At 63.3% G+C, this 23,383-nt stretch carries 21 protein-coding genes and 1 tRNA gene; 13 read left to right on the top strand and 9 right to left on the bottom strand.

The features are described 5' to 3' along the window. Positions 1–123: 123 nt before the first annotated feature. Positions 124–912: a sulfite exporter TauE/SafE family protein gene (locus H143_RS0101040; protein WP_019936367.1), complete on the bottom strand. Its 789-nt coding sequence runs from the start codon at positions 910–912 to the stop codon at positions 124–126. Between the two features lie 204 nt (positions 913–1,116). On the opposite strand from H143_RS0101040, the gene H143_RS0101035 reads away from it, so the two are divergent. Beyond that, entirely contained in the window at positions 1,117–2,001 is an 885-nt protein-coding gene (locus H143_RS0101035) for an MBL fold metallo-hydrolase (RefSeq protein ID WP_019936366.1), read from the top strand. Between the two features lie 41 nt (positions 2,002–2,042). Continuing rightward, positions 2,043–3,749: a bifunctional protein tyrosine phosphatase family protein/NAD(P)/FAD-dependent oxidoreductase gene (locus tag H143_RS0101030; protein ID WP_019936365.1), complete on the top strand. Its 1,707-nt coding sequence runs from the start codon at positions 2,043–2,045 to the stop codon at positions 3,747–3,749. 27 nt (positions 3,750–3,776) lie between these two features. Here the strand turns inward: H143_RS0101030 and H143_RS0101025 are convergent, their stop codons facing one another. From H143_RS0101025 to H143_RS0101005, 5 genes are all read right to left on the bottom strand, one after another. After that, positions 3,777–4,442: a YoaK family protein gene (locus H143_RS0101025; protein WP_033365301.1), complete on the bottom strand. Its 666-nt coding sequence runs from the start codon at positions 4,440–4,442 to the stop codon at positions 3,777–3,779. Positions 4,443–4,520: 78 nt separating this feature from the next. Then, a complete protein-coding gene (locus tag H143_RS0101020) occupies positions 4,521–4,937 on the bottom strand; it encodes a DoxX family protein (protein ID WP_019936363.1) in 417 nt (138 codons plus the stop codon). A 48-nt stretch (positions 4,938–4,985) separates the two neighbouring features. Then, positions 4,986–6,878, bottom strand: coding sequence for an amidohydrolase (locus H143_RS0101015; protein WP_019936362.1), 1,893 nt, complete (start codon positions 6,876–6,878; stop codon positions 4,986–4,988). Positions 6,879–6,932: 54 nt separating this feature from the next. Continuing rightward, a complete protein-coding gene (locus H143_RS0101010; RefSeq protein WP_019936361.1) occupies positions 6,933–7,208 on the bottom strand; it encodes a XapX domain-containing protein in 276 nt (91 codons plus the stop codon). Between the two features lie 41 nt (positions 7,209–7,249). Further along, complete coding sequence (locus H143_RS0101005) at positions 7,250–7,933, bottom strand: hydrolase (protein ID WP_019936360.1); 684 nt, start codon at positions 7,931–7,933, stop codon at positions 7,250–7,252. 283 nt (positions 7,934–8,216) lie between these two features. Between H143_RS0101005 and H143_RS0101000 the strand changes: the two genes are divergently transcribed. Continuing rightward, the gene (locus tag H143_RS0101000; protein WP_026349606.1) at positions 8,217–9,155 is read left to right on the top strand and encodes a LysR family transcriptional regulator; all 939 of its coding nucleotides are present in this window, start codon (positions 8,217–8,219) and stop codon (positions 9,153–9,155) included. 181 nt (positions 9,156–9,336) lie between these two features. Here H143_RS0101000 and H143_RS22300 read toward each other — a convergent pair whose 3' ends face one another. Together H143_RS22300 and H143_RS21480 are read right to left on the bottom strand one after the other, a co-directional pair. Beyond that, on the bottom strand, positions 9,337–9,591 hold the full coding sequence (locus H143_RS22300; protein WP_155803282.1) for a hypothetical protein: 255 nt from the start codon (positions 9,589–9,591) through the stop codon (positions 9,337–9,339). A gap of 84 nt (positions 9,592–9,675) precedes the next feature. Beyond that, positions 9,676–10,455, bottom strand: a complete 780-nt coding sequence (locus H143_RS21480) for a flagellar brake protein (RefSeq protein WP_019936357.1) — start codon at positions 10,453–10,455, stop codon at positions 9,676–9,678. A gap of 311 nt (positions 10,456–10,766) precedes the next feature. On the opposite strand from H143_RS21480, the gene H143_RS0100985 reads away from it, so the two are divergent. After that, positions 10,767–10,843: transfer RNA gene (locus H143_RS0100985), tRNA-Arg, on the top strand. Positions 10,844–11,046: 203 nt separating this feature from the next. On the opposite strand, the gene H143_RS0100980 is transcribed toward H143_RS0100985, so the two are convergent. Further along, a complete protein-coding gene (locus H143_RS0100980; RefSeq protein WP_019936356.1) occupies positions 11,047–12,201 on the bottom strand; it encodes a porin in 1,155 nt (384 codons plus the stop codon). Between the two features lie 527 nt (positions 12,202–12,728). On the opposite strand from H143_RS0100980, the gene H143_RS0100975 reads away from it, so the two are divergent. The 9 genes from H143_RS0100975 to nuoF all read left to right on the top strand — a co-directional run bounded on the left by H143_RS0100975 (position 12,729) and on the right by nuoF (position 23,380). Further along, entirely contained in the window at positions 12,729–14,300 is a 1,572-nt protein-coding gene (locus H143_RS0100975; RefSeq protein ID WP_155803280.1) for a TolC family protein, read from the top strand. Continuing rightward, on the top strand, positions 14,297–15,391 hold the full coding sequence (locus tag H143_RS0100970; RefSeq protein ID WP_196801269.1) for an efflux RND transporter periplasmic adaptor subunit: 1,095 nt from the start codon (positions 14,297–14,299) through the stop codon (positions 15,389–15,391). The genes H143_RS0100975 and H143_RS0100970 overlap by 4 nt, the downstream gene beginning before the upstream one ends. Next, positions 15,388–18,450, top strand: coding sequence for an efflux RND transporter permease subunit (locus H143_RS0100965; protein ID WP_019936353.1), 3,063 nt, complete (start codon positions 15,388–15,390; stop codon positions 18,448–18,450). Before H143_RS0100970 ends, H143_RS0100965 begins: the two co-directional genes overlap by 4 nt. Positions 18,451–18,655: 205 nt before the next feature. Continuing rightward, positions 18,656–19,015: an NADH-quinone oxidoreductase subunit A gene (locus H143_RS0100960; protein ID WP_019936352.1), complete on the top strand. Its 360-nt coding sequence runs from the start codon at positions 18,656–18,658 to the stop codon at positions 19,013–19,015. 69 nt (positions 19,016–19,084) lie between these two features. Further along, on the top strand, positions 19,085–19,561 hold the full coding sequence (locus tag H143_RS0100955) for an NADH-quinone oxidoreductase subunit B family protein (protein WP_019936351.1): 477 nt from the start codon (positions 19,085–19,087) through the stop codon (positions 19,559–19,561). 6 nt (positions 19,562–19,567) lie between these two features. Then, positions 19,568–20,197 carry an NADH-quinone oxidoreductase subunit C gene (locus H143_RS0100950; protein ID WP_019936350.1) on the top strand — a complete coding sequence of 210 codons (630 nt, stop codon included), beginning with the start codon at positions 19,568–19,570 and terminating at the stop codon, positions 20,195–20,197. 13 nt (positions 20,198–20,210) lie between these two features. After that, positions 20,211–21,467 carry an NADH-quinone oxidoreductase subunit D gene (locus tag H143_RS0100945; protein WP_019936349.1) on the top strand — a complete coding sequence of 419 codons (1,257 nt, stop codon included), beginning with the start codon at positions 20,211–20,213 and terminating at the stop codon, positions 21,465–21,467. Between the two features lie 60 nt (positions 21,468–21,527). Beyond that, positions 21,528–22,019, top strand: a complete 492-nt coding sequence (gene nuoE, locus H143_RS19645; protein WP_019936348.1) for an NADH-quinone oxidoreductase subunit NuoE — start codon at positions 21,528–21,530, stop codon at positions 22,017–22,019. Further along, positions 22,016–23,380, top strand: a complete 1,365-nt coding sequence (gene nuoF / locus H143_RS0100925; RefSeq protein ID WP_019936347.1) for an NADH-quinone oxidoreductase subunit NuoF — start codon at positions 22,016–22,018, stop codon at positions 23,378–23,380. The genes nuoE and nuoF overlap by 4 nt, the downstream gene beginning before the upstream one ends. The last annotated feature ends 3 nt before the right edge of the window (positions 23,381–23,383 follow it).

Here is a 23,383-nt window from a genome sequence, read left to right as displayed (position 1 = left end):
AAGAGGGGCGCGACATAACCGCCCACGCTTCACGTCAATCTGCGTGCGTCCGATCAAAGACCCAGACATCGGGTAAGCCCATCGGCACGCACATGCCGGCCAACGGATAAAGGCTGCAGCGATCTACCACTTGCCCAGTGCGGGTCCGCTGCGGTAAAGCATGTAGATCGCGACCACGAAGACGAGCCCGGCGAACACCAGGTTGAGCATGCCCTTGCGCTTTGCCAGACCGTGCGCGAACTGCGTGCCGACCAGTCCCCCGAGGATGCCCCCGCCGATGAAGACGAAAGCCAGCGGCCAGTCCACCCAGCCGGCCCAGGCATAGTTGACGGCCGTGGTCAGACCGAAAGCCGTCACCGCCACCAGTGAGGAGCCGACGGCATAGAGAATGGGCACCCTGGCCGAGTACATGAGACCGGGAACGATCAGGAACCCGCCGCCGATACCGAAAAAGCCTGAGAGCAGGCCGGTCAGTCCTCCCATTGCGCAAACGCGCGCCGACCGGTGCCGCACGGGTTGCGCCGCGGCGGTCTCGCTGCCGCCGCGATTGCGCAGCATCAGCACGCCGACGACCAGCATCAGCAGCGCGAACGCCGCCAGCAGTTTCTGCCCGTCGACGGCCTTGCCCAGGGACGAGCCCAGCATGGCGCCGATGACGCCCGCGGCCGCGAAGGGGCCGGCGATCGACCATTTCACCGTGCCTCTGCGCGCGTGCGCCAGCAGATTGGCGCCGGCATTGGCAGCGACCGCGAACGCGCTGGTCCCGATGGCCACATGGGGATCCGTTACCCCGACCAGGTAGACGATGAAAGGCACGGCCAGGATGGACCCGCCGCCGCCGACTAGGCCCAAGGTGAAGCCGACCAGGGAGCCCGAGACCCCTCCCAACAAATACTGTACCGCCGAGAGCATCGATGCTTCTCCTCAGGGGCGTCGACCCGCAGAGGGGGTCTTGCCTTGCCCGCAACAAATTACTTATAATAATAAGTATATTTCTATTAAGTATAAACAAGCAAGGCTTTTCGGCGCGACAAAAGCCAGCGGTACGTGTCGGAAGCAACAGGCAGGGCCGGGATCATTTCCCATCGAAAGCTGGCAGGCTGCGCGGGAGCAATCATGATCGAGAAGAATGCAATGCAAATCGAAGGCTATTTCGATATCCATACCTCGACGATGAGCTACATCGTCCTGGATGAAGCGAGCGGGCAGTGTGCGCTGATCGACAGCGTGCTTGACTACGATCCCAAGTCTGGGCGCACATCCACGGCCAGCGCCGACAAGCTCGTCGGGCGCGTCAAGGCGTTGGGCGCCACGGTGCAGTGGATCCTCGAGACGCATGTGCATGCGGACCACCTGTCGGCGGCGCCCTACCTCAAGCAAAAGCTGGGCGGCAGGGTCGGCATAGGCAGGCACATCACGACCGTGCAAACCGTGTTCGGCAAGCTATTTAACGCGGGCGCGGACTTTGCGCGCGACGGCAGCCAGTTCGACAGACTGTTCGACGACGGGGACAGCTTTGCCATCGGCACGCTGGAGGCGCGGATCATGCATACGCCGGGTCATACGCCGGCCTGCGTGACCTATGTTGTGGGCGATGGCCGCGAGTTGGCCGCTTTCGTCGGCGACACCCTGTTCATGCCCGATTACGGCACGGCACGATGCGACTTTCCGGGGGGCGACGCGCATGCGCTGTACCGGTCCATAGCCAGGGTGCTGGCCTTGCCGGCCGAGACCCGGCTCTACATGTGCCACGACTACCGGCCCGGCGGCCGGGAGTTGCAGTTCGTCAGCACCGTCGCGCAGGAGCGCGCGCAGAACATCCATGTCCACGACGGCATCGGCGAGGACGAGTTCGTGGCCATGCGCACCAGGCGCGACGCGCTGCTTGAAATGCCGGTGCTGATCCTGCCCTCGGTGCAGGTCAACATGCGCGCGGGACATTTCCCCGAACCGGAAAGCAACGGCGTGAGTTACCTCAAAATACCCGTCAACGGGCTGTAAGATCCGCACGACAAGCGGACGCCTATTTCTGGAGGAAAGACATGGATACCCGCATACTCACCCCCGAACTGTCAGTGTCGCCGCAAATTTTTCCGCAGGACGTCGCCGCTTTGCGCACTGCGGGCTTTCGAGCGCTGATCTGCAATCGGCCCGATGGCGAAGGCAACGACCAGCCTTTGTTTTCCGAAATCGAGAAAGCAGCCCGCGCTGCCGGGATGGACGCGGTCTATATGCCGGTCGAGTCCGGCAAGGTGACCGACGAGCAGGCGCGCCAGTTCGGCGAAGCCTTGGCGAGGTTGCCCAGGCCCGTGCTCGCCTATTGCCGCACCGGCATGCGATCGGCGACGATGTGGGCGCTCTCGCAGACCGGTAAATCATCCCTCACGGATATCCTGGAAAGCGCGCAGCGCGCAGGGTACGACATGAGCGCCGTCACGCGACGCATCGCCAACGCCGGAAGCACTGCTCTGGACATCAGCGCAGCGACGCACGATGTGGTCGTCGTCGGCGGCGGCGCCGCGGGCATCGCGGTGACGGCCAGTATGCTAAGCCGCAATCCCGGCCTGGATGTCGTCATCATCGACCCGGCCGACGTGCATTATTACCAGCCGGGCTGGACGCTGGTCGGGCGCGGCATATTCCAGGCCCCGGACACGGCGCGCACCATGGGGTCGCTGATTCCGCGCGGCGCTCAGTGGATCAAGTCGGCTGTGGCGGCTTTCGATCCGCAGAGCAATTCAGTGATCCTGGACGGATGCCGGGTGGTTCGCTACAAGCAGTTGGTCGTTTGCCCCGGCCTGAAGCTCGACTGGGGCGGCATCGAAGGCCTGGCCGAAACGCTGGGCAGCAACGGCGTCACGTCCAATTACCGCTACGATCTCGCGCCTTACACGTGGAAGCGGGTGCAGTCCCTGCGAGGGGGCAGGGCCTTGTTCACCCAGCCGCCGATGCCGATCAAATGCGCCGGCGCTCCCCAGAAGGCGATGTATCTTTCCGCCGATCACTGGCGGCGCCAGGGCGTGCTGCGAAATATCGACATCGGTTTCTACAATTCCGGTGCCGCCTTGTTCGGCGTGGCCGAGTATGTGCCCGCGCTCATGGAGTATGTGAAGGCCTACGGCATTGACCTGAATTTCGGCCATACGCTGACATCCATCGACGGCCCTGGCAAGACGGCTACATTTGTCAGGACCGGGCCCGACGGCAGCAAGGAAACCGTGCGCGAGTCCTTCGACATGATCCACGTCGTGCCGCCGCAAAAGGCGCCCGATTTCATCCGCGTCAGCCCGCTGGCCGACGCGGCCGGTTGGGTCGACATCGACCCGGCCACGATGCGGCACAAGCAATACGAGAACATCCATGCGCTCGGCGATGCCGGCAATACGGGCAACGCCAAGACAGCCGCGGCCGCTCGCGCGCAGGCGCCGGTGGTCGCGCACAACGTCCTTGCAGCGCTGGGTCTGGCCAAGGGCCAGGCGCAGTACAACGGCTACGGGTCCTGCCCCCTGACCGTCGAGCGCGGCAAGATCGTCCTGGCGGAATTTCTTTACGGCGGGAAAGTGGCGCCCAGTTTTCCCACCTGGCTTATCGACGGTACGCGGCCGTCCCGCTTGGCCTGGCTGCTCAAGGAACGCATCCTGCCTTTTGTCTATTGGAAGGGCATGTTCAAAGGGCACGAATGGATGGTGCATCCAAAACTGGTCGATGTGGCCGATCCGCACAAGATCCGGGAGGATGCGTCGGCTTAGGCGCGGGCGGCCACAGGGCTGGCGCAGTCACGCGCCGCACGGGCCGCTATCCATTGCCATGGCCGCCATGGCCGCCACGGCCGGCGGCAGGGCGAAGCACCACATTCCCATCCAGACATAAGCCAGCGCGGCCGCGGCGCAGCCAGCCGCGAAGACCAGGACGGCAGGCACCATCTTGCGCAAGCGCGCCCACGCCGCGGTCCGCGCGGCAGAATCCGCACCGCGCAGCAGATCGGCCAGGTCGAGCATGATCTGCGTGGTCGTCCCGGTCATGAGCGTCGACGGCGGCGCGCTCGTCAGGTACATGCGTTGGACGGCATTCTGCACGGACATGGCGGCTACCAGTAGCATGCCGGCCGCGAAGGCCGGTCCGGCATCGCTGTCCGGAAATGGCCCGTACGCGATCATGAGCACCGCAGCCGCCGCGAGCAGGACAATCTTGGTCGCCATGAGTCCGCCCACCGAGCGCGTCAGGCGCGACAGCACGACCAGTACGCAGAACACCGGCAGAGCCGACAGTTTCGCCAGGGCTCCGTTCGTGCCGTGCACCAGCGAGGCGGCCAGCGTGACGAAGTTGCCGGTTACGTGGGCGGTGAAGAGCCCATTCAGGGCCAGAAATCCGGCAGTATCCACATAGCCGGCGTTGAATCCGAGCAAACTGGTCAATCGGGGGGATGCGGTGGGTTGTTCCATATTTGTTCCCATCTGGAGAGCTTGAGCGAGCGAGCAGCGTGTCTTCTGGTGCGAAAAGTGCCGCTGGACGGCGACGCCTTATGAGACCGGTGCTTGCTGCAGATCGAGCCAGGCGACCAACAGGAAGCCGCCTGCCAGCCCGAGGTGCTCGAAGAAGGAATTGGCCGCCATGAAGCGTTCCGGGCCGGCGGGCATCTCCCAGAAGCGCAACGCAATCAGCGTTGCCATCAGGGTGAAGCCTGCCAGTCCCAGCGCGCCCAGCCAGCGCAGCCATCCTGCGATGATCATCGCGGAGGCGCCCAGTTCGAGCGCGATCACCAGCACCGCGAACAGCGGCGCGGGCGACAGGCCGAAATGCGTCATCTCGCCGATTGCTCCAGGGAAGTCGGTGAGCTTGACCAGGCCGCCCTGTATGTAAGCGGCGCACAGGCCGAGATAGGCCGCCACGCGCGCCGTCCTGCCGCCCAGGAGGGCGCGGACGGCTGCGGGCGGCATGCGGTAGGAGGATGCGAGTCGATGCATGGTGAAGTCCGCCTGATGTGGTCACACGGCCCAGCAGGAACACCCCAGGGCGCCGAAAAAGCCCTGCAGGTCCGATACCGGTGTTTTCGAGGCCCAGGCCTGGGCGTGGTCGTGGCCGTGCAGACCGCATGCGCTCGAGCATGCGCAAGAGGCCATGGCCTGGTAGCGCGGATAGCGCGAATTTCTGCCGGCGCCTTCAGGCTCGCCCCAGGCCCCGTAGCCCTTGAACAGGCGTGTGGGGGACCAGTCGGGCATGGCCGGCGGCAGGGGATTGTCGTCCAGAGCGGCGAAATCGCCTTCGCCGTAGACCACGCGGCCGCCCACCACGGTCAGGTGCGAGGTCAGGAACGAGATCTCGTCTTCGGGCACGCCGAAATAATCCTTGCTCGGCACGATGAAGTCCGCGAGCTGGCCGGCCTGGATGCGTCCGCGGCGGCCTTCCTCGTTCGAGAACCAGGCCACGTTCTCGGTCCACATGCGTAGCGCCGTCTCGCGGTCCAGCAGGTTGCGCTGCGGATAGAGCCGCAGGCCGCCCACGGTCTTGCCGGTAACCATCCACGACAGCGATACCCAGGGATTGTACGAAGCGACGCGCGTGGCATCGGTGCCCGCGGAGACTTTGACGCCCCGTTCCAGGATGCGCTTGATGGGCGGGGTCGCCTCGGCGGCTTGCGCGCCATAGCGCTCGACGAAATACTCGCCCTGGTAGGCCATGCGATGCTGCACGGCAATGCCGCCGCCCAGGGCGGCGATGCGGTCAATGGACTTGTCCGAGATCGTCTCGGCATGGTCGAAGAACCAGTTGATGCCTGCCAGCGGCGTGTCCCGGTCGACCTTCTCGAATACGTCGAGCGCGCGCGAGATGGTCTGGTCGTAGGTGGCGTGCAGGCGCCAGGGCCATCGGTTCTGCGCCAGTACGCGCACGACTTCCTCGAGCTCGCCCTCCATTTGCGGTGGCATCTCGGGGCGTTCGACGCGAAAATCCTCGAAATCGGCCGCGGAATAAACCAGCATCTCGCCCGCCCCGTTGTGGCGGAAATAGTCGTCGCCCTGTTTGTACTTGACCGACGAGGTCCACTTGAGGAAGTCCTCTTTTTCCTGTTTGGGTTTTTGCGTGAACAAGTTGTAGGCCAGACGCACGGTGATCTGGCCCGCGTCGGCCAGTTTCTGGATGACTTCGTAGTCATCGGGGTAGTTCTGGTAGCCGCCGCCGGCATCGATGACGCCGGTCACGCCCAGGCGGTTGAGTTCGCGCATGAAGTGGCGCGTGGAGTTGATCTGATAATCCAGCGGCAGCTTCGGACCCTTGGCCAGGGTGGCGTAGAGAATGGTCGCGTTGGGCCTGGCCAGCAGCAGTCCGGTGGGGTTGCCGTCGGCATCGCGCATGATCTGGCCGCCCGGCGGCTCCGGCGTGTCCTGGGTGTAGCCCACGGCGCGCAATGCCGCGGCGTTCAGTAGCGCGCGGTCGTACAGATGCAGCAGGAACACCGGCGTGTCGGGCGCGATGGCGTTGATTTCATCGAGGGTGGGCAGGCGCTTTTCGGCGAATTGGTGTTCGGTGAAACCGCCGATCACGCGCACCCATTGCGGCGCTGGCGTGATGGCGACCTGGCGCCTGAGCATGTCCATCGCGTCGGCCAGCGAGCGCACACCGTCCCAGCGCAATTCCATGTTGTAGTTCAAGCCTCCACGCACCACGTGGGTGTGGTTGTCGAACAGCCCCGGCAGGACGGGCCTGCGCTTGAGGTCGAGGACGCGGGTATTGCTGCCCGCCAGCGGCATGACATCTTCCTCGCTGCCGACGGCCACGAACCTGCCGGCCTTGATCGCCACGGCGCTGGCCACCGGTTTGGCGCGGTCGAGCGTGGTGATCCGGGCGTTGTGAAAGATGATGTCGGGACTGGGGTCGGTCATGGTGGGGACTCCTTGCTGATTTGATGTATTGGGCCGTGCTATCGCCCTGCAGGCCTATGGGCGCGGCTCGTCCTGGGCCCCCTGCGGGGCGGCATGCCGCCCCGGCAGCTGCCCGAGCACATGGCTTGTCGCCTGCGTCGCTTCGCATGCGGCGCAGAAGGCCGAGCCTTGCAGCAATTGCCTGCCTACCGGGATGACCTGCTCGCCGACCAGAATGCCGAGCAAACCGATCAGCGCCACCAGGGGCGGCGCGGGAGAGCGCACATGCAGCAGGCTGTAGACGATGCCGACCAGCAGGCCGGCGCCTAGCGACAGAACATAGAGTTTCATGCAGTACCTCGATCTCTGGCAGTGCCGCGCGGCCGGCGGGACTACCTGGTGGCAGGATTGGGGCCGACGCGTTCGCCGTGCCGCACGCGCTCGGGCGCATCGTGAACCATCGTGTAGGCATAATCCACGCCCATGCCATAGGCGCCGGAGTGTTCCTTGACGATGTCCATGACGGCGTCGTAGGTCTGCTTGCGCGCCCAGTCGCGCTGCCATTCGAGCAGCACTTGCTGCCAGGTCACGGGTACGGCGCCGGCCTGCACCATGCGCTGCATGGCGTAGTTGTGCGCATCCAGGGAGGTGCCGCCCGACGCGTCGGCCACCATGTAGATCTCGTAGTCGCCTTCGAGCATGGCGCTCAGGGCAAAGGTGGTGTTGCACACTTCGGTCCACAGACCGGACACCACGACCTTCTTGCGGCCATGGGCGGCAAGGGCGTCGCGCACATTCTGGTCGTCCCAGGAGTTCATCGAACTGCGCTCCAGGATTTTGTGTTGCGGGAACACGGCCAGCAGTTCCGGGTAGGTGTGGCCGGAGAAGCTCTCGGTTTCCACCGTGGTGAGGGTGGCCGGAATGCCGAACGCCTTGGCTGCCTTGGCCAGGCCCACGACGTTGTTCTTCAGGACCTGGCGGTCGATGGACTGCACGCCGAATGCCATCTGCGGCTGCTGGTCGATGAAGATGATCTGGCAATTCTGCGGGGTCAGGACTTCGAGATACTTGGACATGAAAGAGTTCCCTTTACGGATTCTGAACAGGAGTGCGCCGCGCTGGCGTGACATCTTTCGCCACTTCATCGAGGCCGACCGACCTGCAGTCTAAGGACTAGACGGCGTCAGAGAAATGACCGGACGGCAATAGCATGCTTTCCATTTTTGCTGCGATGGGGGCGAGCCTCGCTCAGGGCGCCAGGCAGGCAGGTGCGTCCCGCTCGGTCCGCGCTGCATCGTCGTTGTCCATCGCAGGTTCGATCGGTAGAATCGATCGCACCGAACCGTTTACACAAGCCGCATGAAAAAAATGCCTGACCTGCCGGCGTGGGCCATCTTCGCCAAGATTGCCGAAGTCGGAACATTTGCCGGCGCTGCCGCCGAACTCGCCTTATCCCAGGCCACCGTATCCAAGGCGGTCGCGCGACTGGAAGCGCGGATGAACATCACACTGTTTCATCGCACGTCGCGGCGCATGGCCCTGACCGATAGCGGACTGGCGGCGCTCAAGCATGCCGCGCGCCTTCTGGAAGAGGGCGAGGCCGCCGAGGCGGCGCTGGCCGAGCGGTCTACCAGCCTGCGGGGTCCGGTACGGGTCGCAGCGCCGATGTCGTTCGGGCTGTCCCATCTGGCGCCGGCACTGCCGCCGTTCATGAAGAGGCATCCCGATGTAAACCTGGATATCGAGTTCAGCGACGAACAGGTCGATCTGGTTGCAAACCGGTTTGACTTGGCGCTGCGCATTTCCTGCCCGGCCGATTCCAGTCTGCTGGCGCGGCGCCTTTGCAGCGTGCGCATCCTGCTGGTCGGCTCGCCCGCCTATTTCGAACGCCATGGCCTGCCAGATCATCCGCGCCAACTGGCCGGGCATCGCGCTTTGCAATACGCCTACTCCCAGGATGGCGCGAGCTGGAAATTCCGCCACGAGCGCCACGGCGAGTTCGCGCAGCCGATCGAGGCGGCGCTGCGGGTCAACAATGCCGAAGCCCTCGAGCATACACTGCAGGCCGGGCTGGGACTGGCGCTGCAGCCGGAGTTCCTGGTCTGGAAGGATATCCAGGCAGGCAGGCTGCAAGCCGTCATGGAAGATTGGCAGGTCGATCCCATCGTGCTTCATATTCTGACTCCGCCTGGACGCAGGCGGCCCGCGCGCGTGCAAGGCTTCATCGACTATCTCATCGAGAGCTTCGCCGGCCAACCCTGGGCCCGCGGCGGTGCGCAGGCGGACGTGCGCGCCTAAGCGGGCCGCCGCCATCCAGCCCAGCCGCGCGGGCATGCATGCCGGCCCGCTCCCGCGGAAAACGCAAAAATTCCGGTTCCCGCCAGGGGACGATGTATCGCGCAGCCCTGCCGCTAATCGCAGTCCCACTCGCGCCGCAGCACTGGGGATTGCTGATCTTCGGTGCCATCGGCCACTGTTTTCAGTTCCAGCGCCCCCGGCCCGTAGCCGGGGGCGCGTGGACGATCTTTTGGTGGATATCGGGGCCAGGGGCCAGCGCCAGGGCCTGGATGAACGCCTGGTCGATCTTCATCAGCGCCCAGGCGCGCCCCTTTACACAGATGAGACAGCGCTGAGTGAGCTGAGTCCGATGTCGCCCGATGGCTATACGGTACCCGCGGTCGTGCAGCGGCGGAAACTGGCTGCCCAGGCGATTGCGTCGGCTTTCTTCGAGCAAGCAACCTATGCGCCGCGTAAAGTAGGGATGCCTCTTGCGGGCTTGTCGTCGCCGTTCATCGCGCGAAGGCCAGAGAGGAAAAACCTACTCTTTCGCGCTCTTGAGCATCGCCAGCTCTTTCTCGACCTGGTGGATATACCGCTGCAGCTTGATTTCCTGCTGCAGCGACAGGTTTTCGAAAATGCAGCCGACGTGATAGACCTGCTTGCGGTTTGCCAACTCGATGGTCTTGCAGTTGGCCACGCACAGGTCGGTTTCCAGGGCGCCGGCGCCGCGAAGGTCGATGTAGGCATCGGGCAGCCTCGTGCCTGCGTCGATGGAATCGACCGAACGCAGGCCTATGCCACTTAGCGACAAGTCGTGTATTTCGACGTCGTACTCACGCTCGCCGCCGTGCGAAAGCAGCATCTTGCCCGAGCAGTGAAAAGGATCGATGACGGGCGTGTTGACCCGGAAGAATTGACGGCGCTGTATGTAGAAGAGCACCGAAGGCAAAGCAGACTTGAGCGCCGAGCGGCCCTCGAATTGGGTGGCTCGCACGCCTGGCAAGTCGAACTCGACGGTCACGCCGCCGCTTTGTCCCTTGAGCCGGCAGCGCGGCGAGGCGATCAAGGCCGCATTCTCTTCCTGTACCTGGCTCGAATCGAAGATGAGTGCGTCTTCCCGCGAGTCGATATCAAGCAGGCAGGTGATGAACTGCTGGCCGCGAAAATTAACAGTGAACAGATCACCGTTTTTCACGGACTGCATCAGGTAGCGGTTTATTGCCAGGGGGTTCAGGATGCCATAGGCGGCCCTGGGATCCCCAGGATCGGTGCCTCTGATTTCCGTATCGCGATTTTGCTGGATTTGCGGGGCGTTCATTTTTTTGGCGGCGAAAGACTCTTTTTTGACAGCAAAAGACTCTTCATGAGACCGACTACCCGCATTGAGCAGCGCCTGGAGACGCGTGCAAAATTAGGGGGGCGGACGAAATACCTCTAACGTTGCGTTTCGCGCAAATAAAGTAACTGAGTCTTATATTTATAACAAATCCGCCACCGTTTGTCTGTGGGGAAACCGCATCAGAGAGATTCTTTGCGGCCTGAGCCGATTTTCTGAAAAGCGGGTATAATCTTTTTCTTTGCTTTTTTGGCTATTGGCTTGAAACAGCCACGTGGCAATAAAAGTAAAATGCGCCCGTAGCTCAGTTGGATAGAGTACTTGGCTACGAACCAAGGGGTCGTGGGTTCGAATCCTGCCGGGCGCACCAATTTTTGTTTGAATAAACGTAAAGCGGCTTGAAGGTACATCCTTCAAGCCGCTTTGTTTTGCCTGGAGGGCGTGGCTCTGGATTTGAGACGCATGTGGCGGTGAATTTTCCTCTGAAAGCGGAATAAAAAAACTGCCCCAGCTTGCGCTGGGGCAGTTTTGCATGCTTCGGATTCAGGCACAGGGCTTGAGCCCTGCGCAAGATCAGAACTGGTGGCGCATACCGATCACGCCGGCCGTATCCTTCTGGCCGGAGACGTTCTGGTAGCCGTCGACATAGCCGACGACGGCGAACAGGTTGGTACGCTTGGACAGGCTGTAAGTCGCGCCGACGCCGAAGGTGTTTTGAGCCGAGCGAGCAGCCGACGTGCTGAGGATGGCGTCCGAACCCGCACCGCCCAGGGTCTGGTGCTGGTAGGTCGCGAACAGGCTGGTAGCCGTGCCGACCGGAACCGACAGACCCAGCATGAAGGCGTTTTGCTTCGCGCCCGAGGCGTAGGTGTTGCCGCCGTTGGCGTACGAGATGGTGTTGCCCAAGCCGTTGAAGTCGGTGGTGCCGCCAGCGGAGCCACCAGCCAGGCCGTTCCAGCCGCGGACGTAAGCGCCGTACACGGTCAGGACTTGGAAGTTGTACGACGCGTCAGCCACGAGCTGGCGGATCGTGCCCTTGCCGAAGACGTTGGTCTGGCTGTAGGTCAGGCCGGCGAACAGGGGGCCGTTCGTGTAGGTGATCGCGCCGTCCAGGCCGGGCTCGCGGTTGGTGCCCATGGACGTACCGGTGGAGTAACCGTTGCCCTTGTCGACGTTGAAGCTGTAGCCAGCGCCGACTTGGAAGCCGGAAAACACCGGGCTCATGTAGCCGACCGAGTTGTCGGTACGGTAGGTGTCGAGCGAGGTGGCGATGGCGCCCAGGTTGAACGGACCGAAGCCCCACTGGAACGGATCGCTGTTAGCCGATTCCAACATGTCGGTCGAGATCGTGGGGCCGCGGCCGACACGAACCATACCCCAGGAGGGATTCTGCAGGCCCAGGAAAGCGCGACGGCCGAACAGGCGGCCACCTTGAGCCGACGTGCCGTTGCTGATGGAGTAGCCGCTTTCGAGCGTGAAGACCGCTTGCGTGCCGCCACCCAGGTCTTCCGTGCCCTTCATGCCCCAACGGCTGCCCGACGAGTTGCCGCTAGCCAGTCCGGCCGTGGAGTAGCTGACGCTCTTGCCGGCATTGTTGGACTTGACGTTGTTGAATTCGATACCCGTGTCCAGGATGCCGTACAGGGTAACCTGGGTTTCCGCTTGGGCCGCGCCAGCGAAGCCAGCAAAGCCGGCGAACAGGGCGGCAGCGAGCAGAGTCTTTTTCATTGAGAAATCTCCGTTGATTTGAGTGACAAGAGCAGCAACGCAGCAACGCTGCCTGCATGCCCCCCTAACTCCGCAAAGGGAAGTTGAGTGTTATTCCAACAAAATTCAGCGCCACTGGCTATGGATAACGTCTGAAAAGGCCTGGTTTTTCCCCTTCGCGTTGGAAATCCGCAACATACGGTTCACGCCAATCGGAGTGGGCTTCAAGTGAGGGAGCAGATAGATCGATAAAAAAGGGGCGCATCGTCGGTATCTCTGTCCGCCCCGATGTCGAATCTAAATCGTGGCCCCATTGTGGTGCATGTATTTGCTCCAGGCGCGTGAACTGTCTGCGCCGCCAACATAGATAGCGCCGGAATCGGGTCGGCGCGTCGCGCACAACGTCCTCGACCGGCAGGACGTGGGTTTGGCTTTGCCGCACGCGATCGCGCTGCCCCTTCGCCGCGCGTAGCAATCTGTCAGATTGTAATAAAAATACTAAAAGTTACAAAGACGGCGGCACACATGGGGGGCGGCAACCCCCAGGGTTGCCCGCGCTGGTTGGGCAGCCGTCCGGGGTTCGGCTCGCCACGTCAGTCCCGCTTAACGGAGGCCTGGGTGGGTGCGTCGGAGCGGTGAAGATCAGGCTTGTTAATGCAGGGTTTATTGTCCGCATTTTAAGATTGCGCGCTCCGATAACCCGGGTTCTCTCATGCCGGGTTCAATCGTGTGGTTTCTTGCGCTGGAAATGCTCGATGCGAAATTTATTCCCTGCTCTGGGTGCGCTGCTTGGCCTGCTCGCCGTCGCGGGCTGCGCCTCCTACCATGCTTTGCCATTGCCTGAGCATGCGCGGCTGGCTGCCAGCCTGTCCGGCATCGTCCATGTAATGCAGGAGAAAGGCGCGGACGCGGAACCAATCAATCTGAAGCAGCCTCTGGACGTGAACAGGATCGGCCTGCTCGCGATTCTCAATGCGCCTGAATTGGCCGGCGAACATGCCCGGATGGATCTGGCGCGCGCCAATCTGATACAAAGCGCGCTCTTGCCCAACCCGTCCGCCGCGCTTGGCTATGCCGCGCTTCTGGGCGGGCCTGGGACAACGGGCGCATTTACCGCATCGCTTACCGAAGACATCGCCTCGCTCGTCACGTACCGCAGGCGCGTCGCCTCGGCCCGGGCGCAGACAGAAAAAGTCAATGCCGACCTTCTGTGGCGCGAATGGCAAGTTGCGCAGAAGGCCCGTCTTCTGGCCATCGATCTCTATTGGGGCGCGCGGTCCATTGCGTCCGCCCAGGCCGGATTGCGGCATACGGCAAGCGCGGCCGCAGCGGTGCGCAGCGCCGTCGATGCGAACGATGCCGACCTGGCGCTATTGTCTTCGCTGCGAGACAGGCAGGCGCAGGCTGCGCAATCGCTCGAGACGATGCGAGAAACACAGCTCGCAAATTGGCAGAAGCTCGATGGCCTGCTTGGCTTGCAGCCTGATATCCGCTTTGCCATCGCCCGCCCGGATGTGCCGATGCCTGCCCGCGGCCCTCGGACGCGGATCTCTGCCGTTCAACATCGGCGTCCCGATCTGATCGGACTGCGGCTTGGCTACCGTTCGGCCGACGAGCGCGTTCGGGCAGCCATTCTCGGTCAGTTTCCTGCGTTGATTCTGGGAGGATCGTGGGGTTCGGATACGTCGGCCGTTCGCTCGGGCGGCCCGACGGCCACGTTCGATCTGCCCGTCTTCAACCGCAATCAAGGGCAGATAGCGCAAGCGCGCGCGACACGATTGCTGCTCCGTGAGCAGTATCGCCAGCAACTTGACCAGACAGCTGCCGCCATACGCGGACTTTACGCGCAAAGCCAGCGTATTGACGCTGCGCTCACCGCGGCGCGAGGTGCCGCCAACGCGGCGCAGGCCCGTGTCGCGACTGCGCGCGCAGCCTATGCGCGGCGGGATCTCGACCGGCTTTCCCTGATTCGGTTCACCTCGGCCGCGACACGGCGAAATCTCGATCTTTTCAGGCTCGAGCGCGCCCGCGATGAGGTCCGCGTCGCGCTGGCTCTCGAACTGGGATGGGGGTTGCCGGCCACGCGGGTTGCGCCGCGCCATATGGAGAATGCATCATGAAACATCAAATGATCTACGCGGCGCTGGCCTTATTGCTCGGCTGCGGCACCGCCTGTGCCAGTCCGAGCGACGTCGGCACGCCGGGCGTCGACACGCCGAGCGTCGACACGCCGGGCGTCGACACGCCGAGCGCGCTGGTCACGCTGGCCACGCTCAGGCGGGGAGGTCTTGCGCGCACCATCGTAGGCTATGGCGTTGCACAGCCGCCGGCGTCGGCAAGCCGAAGCGTCACCGTCCCGACTCCGGAAATCATCGATAGCGTTCTTGCCAGGCCGGGCATGGAAGTCTCCGCCGGCGCGCCGCTATTGCAAGTCAGCCCAAGTCCACAGACGACCTCAATGTACCTGCGGGCGCAGTCGGCGCTGCGCGCAGCCACGCGAATGGCGGCAGGCGTCAGACAACTGTATGCGCAGCACCTGGCCACGAATCGGCAACTGGCCGATGCCGACAGGGCGGTTGCCGACGCCCGCGTCAACGTGAGCGCGCTGCAAGCCGAAGGAGCGCAGGGCGCACGGACGATACGTTCGCCCTTCGATGGCGTTGTGACGCGTGTCCAGGCGACCCCCGGCATGCTGGCTTCGGCCGGAACGCCATTGCTGGAACTGGCCAGGTCTGGCGAGATCCTGCTTCGGATCGGCGTGGACGCCTCCGATGCAAACTGGATCCATCATGGCGACTCCGCGCGCGTGCGCGCCATCGGCGCGCAGAGTCAGTGCAAGGGAGCCGTCGCCCAGCGCGGCGCCATGATCGACCCGTCCACCGGGCTGGTGCCCGCCGAGATCGCGTTGCCCGCGCGCTGCCTGATTGTCGGGCAATCGGCCAAAGCCCAGGTCATGGCCGGAGAAATCCGGGGCTATGTTGTGCCGCATGCCGCCATCCTGGTCGATCGTCGCGGGAGTCCTTATGTCATGCAGGCCGACGGCCTGAAGGCGCGCAAGGTTTCCGTGCGCATTGTCGGTTCGCGGGGGGGGCAAACCGTCATTCGGGGCAGCGGCCTCGAAAGCGGTCAGCCCGTGGTGATTTCCGGCAACTATCAATTGCGCGATGGCATGGCGCTGCGCGTCGAAAAAACAGGCGGGGTACAGCCGTGACGTTCGCACGCTGGCTCCATCTTTACCGTCTGCCCGTTCTCGCGGTTGCCGCCATGCTTACCCTGGCGGGTCTTTATGCGGCGATCAATCTGCCGGTCGGCCTGTTCCCGATCACGAGTTTTCCACGCATCCGCATCGAGGTGTCCGTCGGCAGCATGCCGGCCAGGCAGATGCTGGTCGACGTCACGCAGCCGCTCGAGGCGGCGGCGCGCGCCGTACCCGGCGCGGTCGACGTATCCTCTACAACGTCGCGCGGATCGGCTGAGATATTCGTCGATTTTCCGTGGGGGGCGGATATGAGCCGGGCCCTGCTCAGCGTCGATGCCGCGCTGTCGGGAAAAATGGCCGACCTGCCTCGGGGCACGCGCTATAGGGCGATTCAGATGAGTCCGAACGCGATCATGCCGTTCGTGTCCTATGCCTTGCTGTCGAAAACGGTTTCGATGGCCGATCTCAGAAAACTTGCGAGCGAGCAGATCCTGCCGATGCTTACGGGTATTTCTGGCATTCGCCGAGTCGGGGTGCTGGGGGGAGACACGCCCGAAGTCGAGGTATCGGTCTCGCCCCATACCTTGCAGGCGTATGGCCTGACCCTGGACGACGTCGCCCGGGCGCTGTCTGATACCAATACCGTCGCGGCAATCGGCCGTCTCGAGGACAACGACCTGCTGTACCTGGCCGTCGCGCACAACGGATATGCCTCGGTGCAGTCCGTGCGCGACGTCGCCGTGCGCACCCGCGCGGGCGGTATCGTGCCCTTGTCGCGTATCGCCTCGGTCAGCATGGGGGCCAAGCCCCAGTGGCTGTTGGTGGACGACAACGGACACCCGGCGGTCACGTTCGACGTCTTTCAGCAGGACCGGGCCGATTCGCTTCATCTTGCGAAGATCGTGGCCGACCGCCTGCATTCGTTCATGAAGACCCAGCCGGCATCCATTCATCTTTTCAAGTGGTACGACCAGACTCAGCTGGTGCGCTCGTCGATCGCGGCGCTGGAAGAGGCGATCGCCATCGGTCTGGTCTTTGCGGCCGGGGTGCTTTTTGCCTTTCTGCGCAATTGGCGCGTGACCGCGGTCGCCATGATCATCGTGCCGATGTCGGTACTGTGCAGCGTGCTGATACTGTGGCTGTTCGGCATGACCTTGAACATCATGACGCTGGGCGGTATCGCCGCGGCCATCGGGCTTCTGATTGACGATGTCATCGTGATGGTCGAGCACATCGCGCGACGCGCCGGCTCGCCGGATCACGAGGACGCCAGCGCCGGCGTGCTGCATGCCGCCCGCGAATTTCTCTCCCCTTTGCTGGGCTCGACGCTCGCGACGACGATCATTTTCATCCCCTTGGCGTTTCTCTCGGGCATTACGGGCGCCTTCTTCAAATTTCTGTCGTTAACCATGGCGTCGTCGCTCATCATTTCGTTCTTGCTGACGGCATTTGTCGCGCCGCTGTTGGCCCGCGCGATGATCGATTTCAAGACCTGGTCGGACCCCGGGCATGGCAAGGAAACGCGTTTGCGCCGCATCCATGCACGCCTGCTCGACGGCCTGTTCCGCCGGCCCTGGCTGATCGCGCCCGGACTGCTCGTGCTGGCCTGCGCAGGCTACGGTGCCTACCATCATGTTGGCACCGGCTTTCTGCCCAGGATGGATGAGGGCGGTTTCGTGCTCGACTACAACACCGCGCCGGGTACCTCGTTAAGCGAGACCAACCGGGAACTGCAGCAGGTCGAGGCCATACTCAAGAAAAATCCTTACGTAGACACGTTTTCCCGCCGCACCGGCGGCGGCCTGGGCGGCGACCTGACCGAAACTTATCAAGGGGACTTTTTCGTCCATCTCGTGGACGCCTCGAAGCGGCCCGACATCTGGAAAATCATGGATGATATTTCCCGCCGCATCACGCAACGCGTTCCCGGTATCAATTTCGATGCGCATCAGCTGATGAACGACATGATCGGCGACATGGTGGGGCGCCGCCAGCCTGTCGTGATCCAGCTCAGCGCAAAGAACCCCGGCGAACTGGGCGCAGTCGCCAGGCATGTGGCCGACGCGATCGCCAAGGTCCCGGGTATCGAACCCGCCTCGGTCGACGATGGCGTCGTGCCCGCGGGGGATGCCCTGGAGATTCGCGTCGACCCGGCCGCGGCCGCGCTCGAGGCAATGACGCCCGCATCGGTCAGGGATCAGGTCTACCATTACCTGAACGGAAAAGTCATCACCCATTTTCTTGGCGCGACCCAGGATATCGGGGTGCGGCTCTGGCTGCAGGCGCCTGACAAGCCGACCTTTCGGGACCAGCTCGGCCGTCTGCCGATTGCCGCACCGGACGGCCGGATATTTTCCCTCGCAACTGTAGCGACGATCCGGTTCGTCTCCGGCCAGCCCCAGTTGACGCGCGACAATCTGCGGCAGATTGTGGCTGTTACCGCCCAGATCCGCGGTTCGCACGATCTGGGTTCGACCATTGCCGCGGTCAGGCGCGCGCTGGACCGGCCCGGGGTCGTGCCCGCGGGCGTCACCTACACTTTCGGCGGCGCCTACCAGCAGCAGCAGATGGCCGCGCGCGGCATGGTCAAGGTTTTCGGCGCCGCCGTGGCGGCCGAGATTGTCCTGCTGCTGTTTTTGTACCGCGCCGCGCTCATTCCCTTGGTTATCATGGCCATGTCGCTGGTGTCGACGGGCGCGGTATTCGTGGGCCTGTGGCTTACCGGGGTTGAACTGAACATCACCGCGATGATGGGCATGGTCATGATTGTCGGCATCGCTACCGAGATGTCGATCTTTCTCGTGTCGGAATATCAAATACTGCGCGAGACCATGGCGCCGCGCCGTGCGCTGCGCGAAGCCGCGCTCAATCGTCTGCGCCCCATCCTGATGAGCACGCTCGCGATGATCCTGGCGCTGGTGCCGCTCGGTGCCGCGGTCAGCGGATCCGGGGACCAGATGCTGCAACCGCTGGCGATCGCCATCATCGCAGGCGCCCTGGTGCAACTGCCCCTGGTACTGCTGGTAATGCCCGTGCTGATCGGGTTCGGGGAGGTTCGGCGCGCGGGCTGATCGCGCTCCGAACCAGGGCGCGCGCGTCGGGGCGCATGACGCGTCATGTACTATCGGGTGGCGCAACGCTATCCTGGCCGGCGGCAAGGCGATTCCGGCGTTGGCGTATGACGGCGTTGGCGTATGAAAATGTAAGCCAAGTCAGCCGGACGTAACCGGCCAACTGCTACAATGTATCGGTTTGTGCATTGACGATGGACGCCCAATGAACCTGCAACAGTATTTTCCCGTCCTGCTGTTTATCCTAGTGGCAACCCTAATCGGGTTTGCGCTGATTACGGCGGGTTCCCTGATCGGCCCCAACCGTCCCTACGCGGAAAAGCTTTCCCCCTACGAGTGCGGATTCGAAGCCTTCGAAGATGCCCGGATGAAGTTCGACGTGCGCTACTACCTGGTGGCCATCCTCTTCATTCTGTTCGACCTGGAAATCGCCTTTCTTTTTCCCTGGGCCATTGCCCAGGGTTCGCTGGGCCTGGTCGGCTTCTGGACCGTCATGGTCTTCTTGGCCGTATTGACGGTCGGCTTCATCTACGAATGGAAAAAGGGTGCGCTGGACTGGGAATGAGGGGCGCATCCGGGGCTGTGCCCCGATCGCTCGCGCAACCCATCCCTGTACCCCAAGTCGAGAACTACCATGGCTATAGACGGCATTCTCAAGCAAGGCTTCATCACTACCAGCGCCGACAAATTCATCAATTGGGCCAAGACCGGCTCGATGTGGCCCATGACCTTCGGCCTGGCCTGCTGCGCGGTCGAAATGATGCACGCGGGCGCGGCGCGCTACGACCTGGATCAGTTCGGCATCGTGTTCCGTCCCAGCCCGCGCCAGTCCGATCTGATGATCGTGGCCGGCACGCTGTGCAACAAGATGGCGCCGGCGCTGCGCAAGGTCTACGACCAGATGCCCGAGCCGCGCTGGGTGGTATCCATGGGCTCCTGCGCCAACGGCGGCGGCTACTACCACTATTCGTACTCCGTGGTCCGCGGCTGCGATCGCATCGTGCCAGTCGATGTCTACGTGCCGGGCTGTCCGCCCACCGCCGAGGCGCTGGTCTACGGACTGCTGCAAATGCAGAACAAGATTCGCCTGACCAACACCATTGCGCGCTGAACACTCATGACGACCAGGCTCGAAACCCTGAAATCCAAGCTGCAGGCCGCCTTTGGCGAAAACGCGGCAATGACCGAAGCTTTCGGCGAAATCACCCTCGAAGTTGCGGCCGACCAGTGGCTCGCGGCGGCCAACCGCCTGCGTACCGACGCCGATCTGCGCTTTGAGTCCTGCATCGATCTGTGCGGCGTCGACTACCTTACCTATGGCAATGCCACGCGCGCCGAGCCCGAAGGACAGGGGGGCGCCAGCCGTTTCCCCGGCCGCTATGCCGTGGTCGTGCACCTATTGTCTTTCGAGCACAACTGGCGCCTGCGCCTGCGCACCTGGGCGCCCGATGACGAGTTCCCCCTGGTGGCCTCGCTCTTGGAGTGCTGGCCCAGCGTCAACTGGTTCGAGCGCGAAGCCTTCGATCTGTACGGCATCGTCTTCGAAGGCCACCCCGACCTGCGCCGCATCCTGACCGACTACGGTTTCATCGGCCATCCCTTCCGCAAGGATTTTCCCCTGTCCGGCACGGTGGAAATGCGCTACGACGACGAGCAGCACCGCGTCGTCTACCAGCCCGTCACCATCGACCCGCGCGAAATCACGCCGCGCGTGGTGCGCGAAGACACCTACGGCATCGGGCACTGACTGGCGAACTAACATGGCAGAAATCAAGAACTACACGCTCAACTTCGGCCCCCAGCACCCGTCCGCGCACGGCGTGCTGCGCCTGGTGCTCGAACTGGACGGCGAAGTCATCCAGCGCGCCGATCCGCACATCGGATTGCTGCACCGCGCCACCGAAAAGCTGGCCGAGCACAAGACCTACCTGCAGGCGCTGCCCTACATGGACCGCCTGGACTACGTGTCGATGATGTGCAACGAGCACGCCTACGTCATGGCCATCGAAAGGCTGCTGGGCGTCGAGGTGCCGCTGCGCGCGCAGTACATCCGCGTGATGTTCGACGAGATCACCCGCATACTGAATCACCTGATGTCGGTGGGATCGCACGCCCTGGACGTGGGTGCCATGGCGGTGTTCCTGTACGCCTTCCGCGAGCGCGAAGACCTGATGGACTGCTATGAGGCGGTCTCGGGCGCGCGCATGCATGCGGCCTACTACCGCCCGGGCGGTGTCTATCGCGACCTGCCCGACACCATGGCGCAGTTCCAGGCCGGCAAATACCATCGCAGCGAAAAGGACCTCAAGGCGTTCAATCACGCCCGTTCCGGCTCGCTGCTCGACTTCATCGAAGACTTCACCAACCGTTTCCCGGCTTGCGTCGACGAGTACGAAACGCTGCTCACCGACAACCGCATCTGGAAGCAGCGCCTGGTGGGTATCGGCGTGGTCGACCCCGATCGCGCCAAGGCGCTGGGCTTTACCGGCCCCATGCTGCGCGGCTCGGGCATTGCCTGGGATACCCGCAAGACCCAGCCTTACGAAGTCTACGACTTGATGGATTTCGACATCCCGGTCGGCGTGAACGGCGACTGCTACGACCGCTATCTGGTTCGCGTGGCTGAAATGCGCGAGAGCAACCGCATCGTCCGCCAATGCGTGGAATGGCTGCGCAACAACCCCGGTCCGGTGATGAGCGACAACCACAAGGTTGCGCCGCCCAAGCGTGTGGGCATGAAGACCAACATGGAAGAGCTGATCCACCACTTCAAGCTCTTTACCGAAGGTTTTCACGTGCCTGCGGGCGAAGTGTTCTCCACGGTCGAGCACCCCAAGGGCGAGTTCGGCATCTACATGGTTTCCGACGGCGCCAACAAGCCGTATCGCCTGAAGATTCGCGCGCCCGGCTTTGCCCACCTGCAATCGCTCGACGAAATGACCCGCGGCCACATGATCGCCGATGCGGTCACCATCATCGGCACGCAGGACATCGTTTTCGGCGAGGTCGATCGCTGAGCTGCATTCGAGCTCATTTCACTCGGTCATCGATCCCGCACCCATCCGGATTTCCCAACTATGCTGCTTTCCGCACAGGCCTACCAGAAAATCGATCGGGAACTTGCCAAGTTCCCGGCCGACCAGCGGCAGTCCGCCATCATGGCCGCGCTTGCCATCGCGCAAGACGAAAAAGGCTGGCTGTCTCCCGACATCCTCGAAGATGTGGCGAAGTACATCGGCGTGGAGCCGATCGCCGTGCAGGAAGTCGCCACTTTCTACAACATGTTCAACGTCGCCCCGGTGGGCAGGCACAAGATCTCGGTCTGCACCAACTTGCCCTGCGCGCTGCGCTCGGGCGAGCGCGCTGGCGACTATCTCAAGCGCAAGCTGGGAATCGACTATCGCGAAACCACCGCCGACGGCCAGTTCACCCTGATCGAGGGTGAATGCATGGGTGCCTGCGGCGACTCGCCGGTGCTGCTGGTCAACAACAAGCATATGTGCGTGCAGATGACTGACGAAAAGATCGACGCGCTGGTCGACACGCTGAAGAAAGGGGAGGCCGCATGAGCGCCCTGTATCAATCCCTCTCGCATGGGCTGCACGCCACGCCGCACGGCACCGATCTGGCCAGCTCGATGGCGCTGCACAGCCGGCACATCAACCCGCAGATCATGGCCGACGTCGACGGCGAGAACTGGCGCCTGGCCGACTACGTCAAGCGCGGCGGCTACGAGGCCCTGCGCAAGATCCTGACCACAGGCATGAAACCCGAGGACGTGATCGCCGAAGTCAAGACTTCGGCCTTGCGCGGCCGCGGCGGCGCGGGTTTCCCGACCGGCTTGAAGTGGAGCTTCATGCCGCGCACCTTCCCGGGCCAGAAGTACCTGGTCTGCAATTCCGACGAAGGCGAGCCCGGTACGTTCAAGGATCGCGACATCCTGCGCTTCAATCCGCACATCGTGATCGAAGGCATGGCCATCGCGGCATACGCCATGGGCATCACCGTCGGCTACAACTACATCCACGGCGAAATCTTCGAGGTGTACGAACGCTTCGAAGAGGCGCTGGAGCAAGCGCGCGCCGCGGGCTTCCTGGGCGACCGGATCCTGGGTTCGGAATTCAATTTCCAGCTGCACGCCTTCCATGGCTATGGCGCCTATATCTGCGGCGAAGAAACCGCGCTGCTCGAATCGCTCGAGGGCAAGAAAGGGCAGCCGCGCTTCAAGCCGCCGTTCCCGGCGAGCTTCGGCCTGTACGGCAAGCCCACCACCATCAACAACACCGAAACCTTCGCGGCGGTGCCCTGGATCATCCGCAACGGCGGCCAGGCCTACCTCGAGGCCGGCAAGCCGAACAACGGCGGCACCAAGCTTTTCTCGATCACGGGCGACGTCGAGCGTCCGGGCAACTACGAGATCCCGATGGGCACGCCGTTTCCCGCGTTGCTGGAGCTGGCCGGCGGCATGCGCGGCGGCAAGAAGCTCAAGGCCGTGATCCCCGGCGGCTCGTCCGCTCCGGTGCTACCCGCGGACATGATGATGGACTGCACCATGGACTATGACTCCATCGCCAAGGCCGGCTCCATGCTGGGTTCGGGCGCGGTCATCGTCATGGACGAGACCCGCTGCATGGTCAAGTCGCTGCTGCGCCTGTCCTACTTCTATTTTGAAGAGAGCTGCGGCCAGTGCACGCCGTGCCGCGAAGGCACCGGCTGGCTCTACCGCATGGTCCACCGTATCGAGCACGGCGAAGGTCGCCAGGAAGACCTGGAATTGCTCGACAGCGTGGCCGGCAGCATCATGGGCCGCACCATTTGCGCGCTGGGCGATGCCGCCGCCATGCCGGTACGCGGCTTCCTCAAGCATTTCCGCGACGAATTCGCGCACCACATCGAGCACAAGTCGTGTGTGGTTGCGCACTATCTGTAAGCC

This window comes from Bordetella sp. FB-8 (genome assembly GCF_000382185.1).
In the GTDB taxonomy this organism is placed as follows: Bacteria; Pseudomonadota; Gammaproteobacteria; order Burkholderiales; family Burkholderiaceae_B; genus Bordetella.
This window is presented reverse-complemented; position numbering and strand designations above follow the sequence as displayed.

Bases quoted from the DNA above. Each gene is read 5' to 3' on its own strand.
- H143_RS0101040 (WP_019936367.1), bottom strand. From the start codon at position 912: ATGCTCTCGGCGGTACAGTATTTGTTGGGAGGGGTCTCGGGCTCCCTG.
- H143_RS0101035 (WP_019936366.1), top strand. From the start codon at position 1,117: ATGATCGAGAAGAATGCAATGCAAATCGAAGGCTATTTCGATATCCAT.
- H143_RS0101030 (WP_019936365.1), top strand. From the start codon at position 2,043: ATGGATACCCGCATACTCACCCCCGAACTGTCAGTGTCGCCGCAAATT.
- H143_RS0101025 (WP_033365301.1), bottom strand. From the start codon at position 4,442: ATGGAACAACCCACCGCATCCCCCCGATTGACCAGTTTGCTCGGATTC.
- H143_RS0101020 (WP_019936363.1), bottom strand. From the start codon at position 4,937: ATGCCGCCCGCAGCCGTCCGCGCCCTCCTGGGCGGCAGGACGGCGCGC.
- H143_RS0101015 (WP_019936362.1), bottom strand. From the start codon at position 6,878: ATGACCGACCCCAGTCCCGACATCATCTTTCACAACGCCCGGATCACC.
- H143_RS0101010 (WP_019936361.1), bottom strand. From the start codon at position 7,208: ATGAAACTCTATGTTCTGTCGCTAGGCGCCGGCCTGCTGGTCGGCATC.
- H143_RS0101005 (WP_019936360.1), bottom strand. From the start codon at position 7,933: ATGTCCAAGTATCTCGAAGTCCTGACCCCGCAGAATTGCCAGATCATC.
- H143_RS0101000 (WP_026349606.1), top strand. From the start codon at position 8,217: ATGAAAAAAATGCCTGACCTGCCGGCGTGGGCCATCTTCGCCAAGATT.
- H143_RS21480 (WP_019936357.1), bottom strand. From the start codon at position 10,455: ATGAACGCCCCGCAAATCCAGCAAAATCGCGATACGGAAATCAGAGGC.
- H143_RS0100980 (WP_019936356.1), bottom strand. From the start codon at position 12,201: ATGAAAAAGACTCTGCTCGCTGCCGCCCTGTTCGCCGGCTTTGCTGGC.
- H143_RS0100970 (WP_196801269.1), top strand. From the start codon at position 14,297: ATGAAACATCAAATGATCTACGCGGCGCTGGCCTTATTGCTCGGCTGC.
- H143_RS0100960 (WP_019936352.1), top strand. From the start codon at position 18,656: ATGAACCTGCAACAGTATTTTCCCGTCCTGCTGTTTATCCTAGTGGCA.
- H143_RS0100955 (WP_019936351.1), top strand. From the start codon at position 19,085: ATGGCTATAGACGGCATTCTCAAGCAAGGCTTCATCACTACCAGCGCC.
- H143_RS0100950 (WP_019936350.1), top strand. From the start codon at position 19,568: ATGACGACCAGGCTCGAAACCCTGAAATCCAAGCTGCAGGCCGCCTTT.
- H143_RS0100945 (WP_019936349.1), top strand. From the start codon at position 20,211: ATGGCAGAAATCAAGAACTACACGCTCAACTTCGGCCCCCAGCACCCG.
- nuoE (WP_019936348.1), top strand. From the start codon at position 21,528: ATGCTGCTTTCCGCACAGGCCTACCAGAAAATCGATCGGGAACTTGCC.
- nuoF (WP_019936347.1), top strand. From the start codon at position 22,016: ATGAGCGCCCTGTATCAATCCCTCTCGCATGGGCTGCACGCCACGCCG.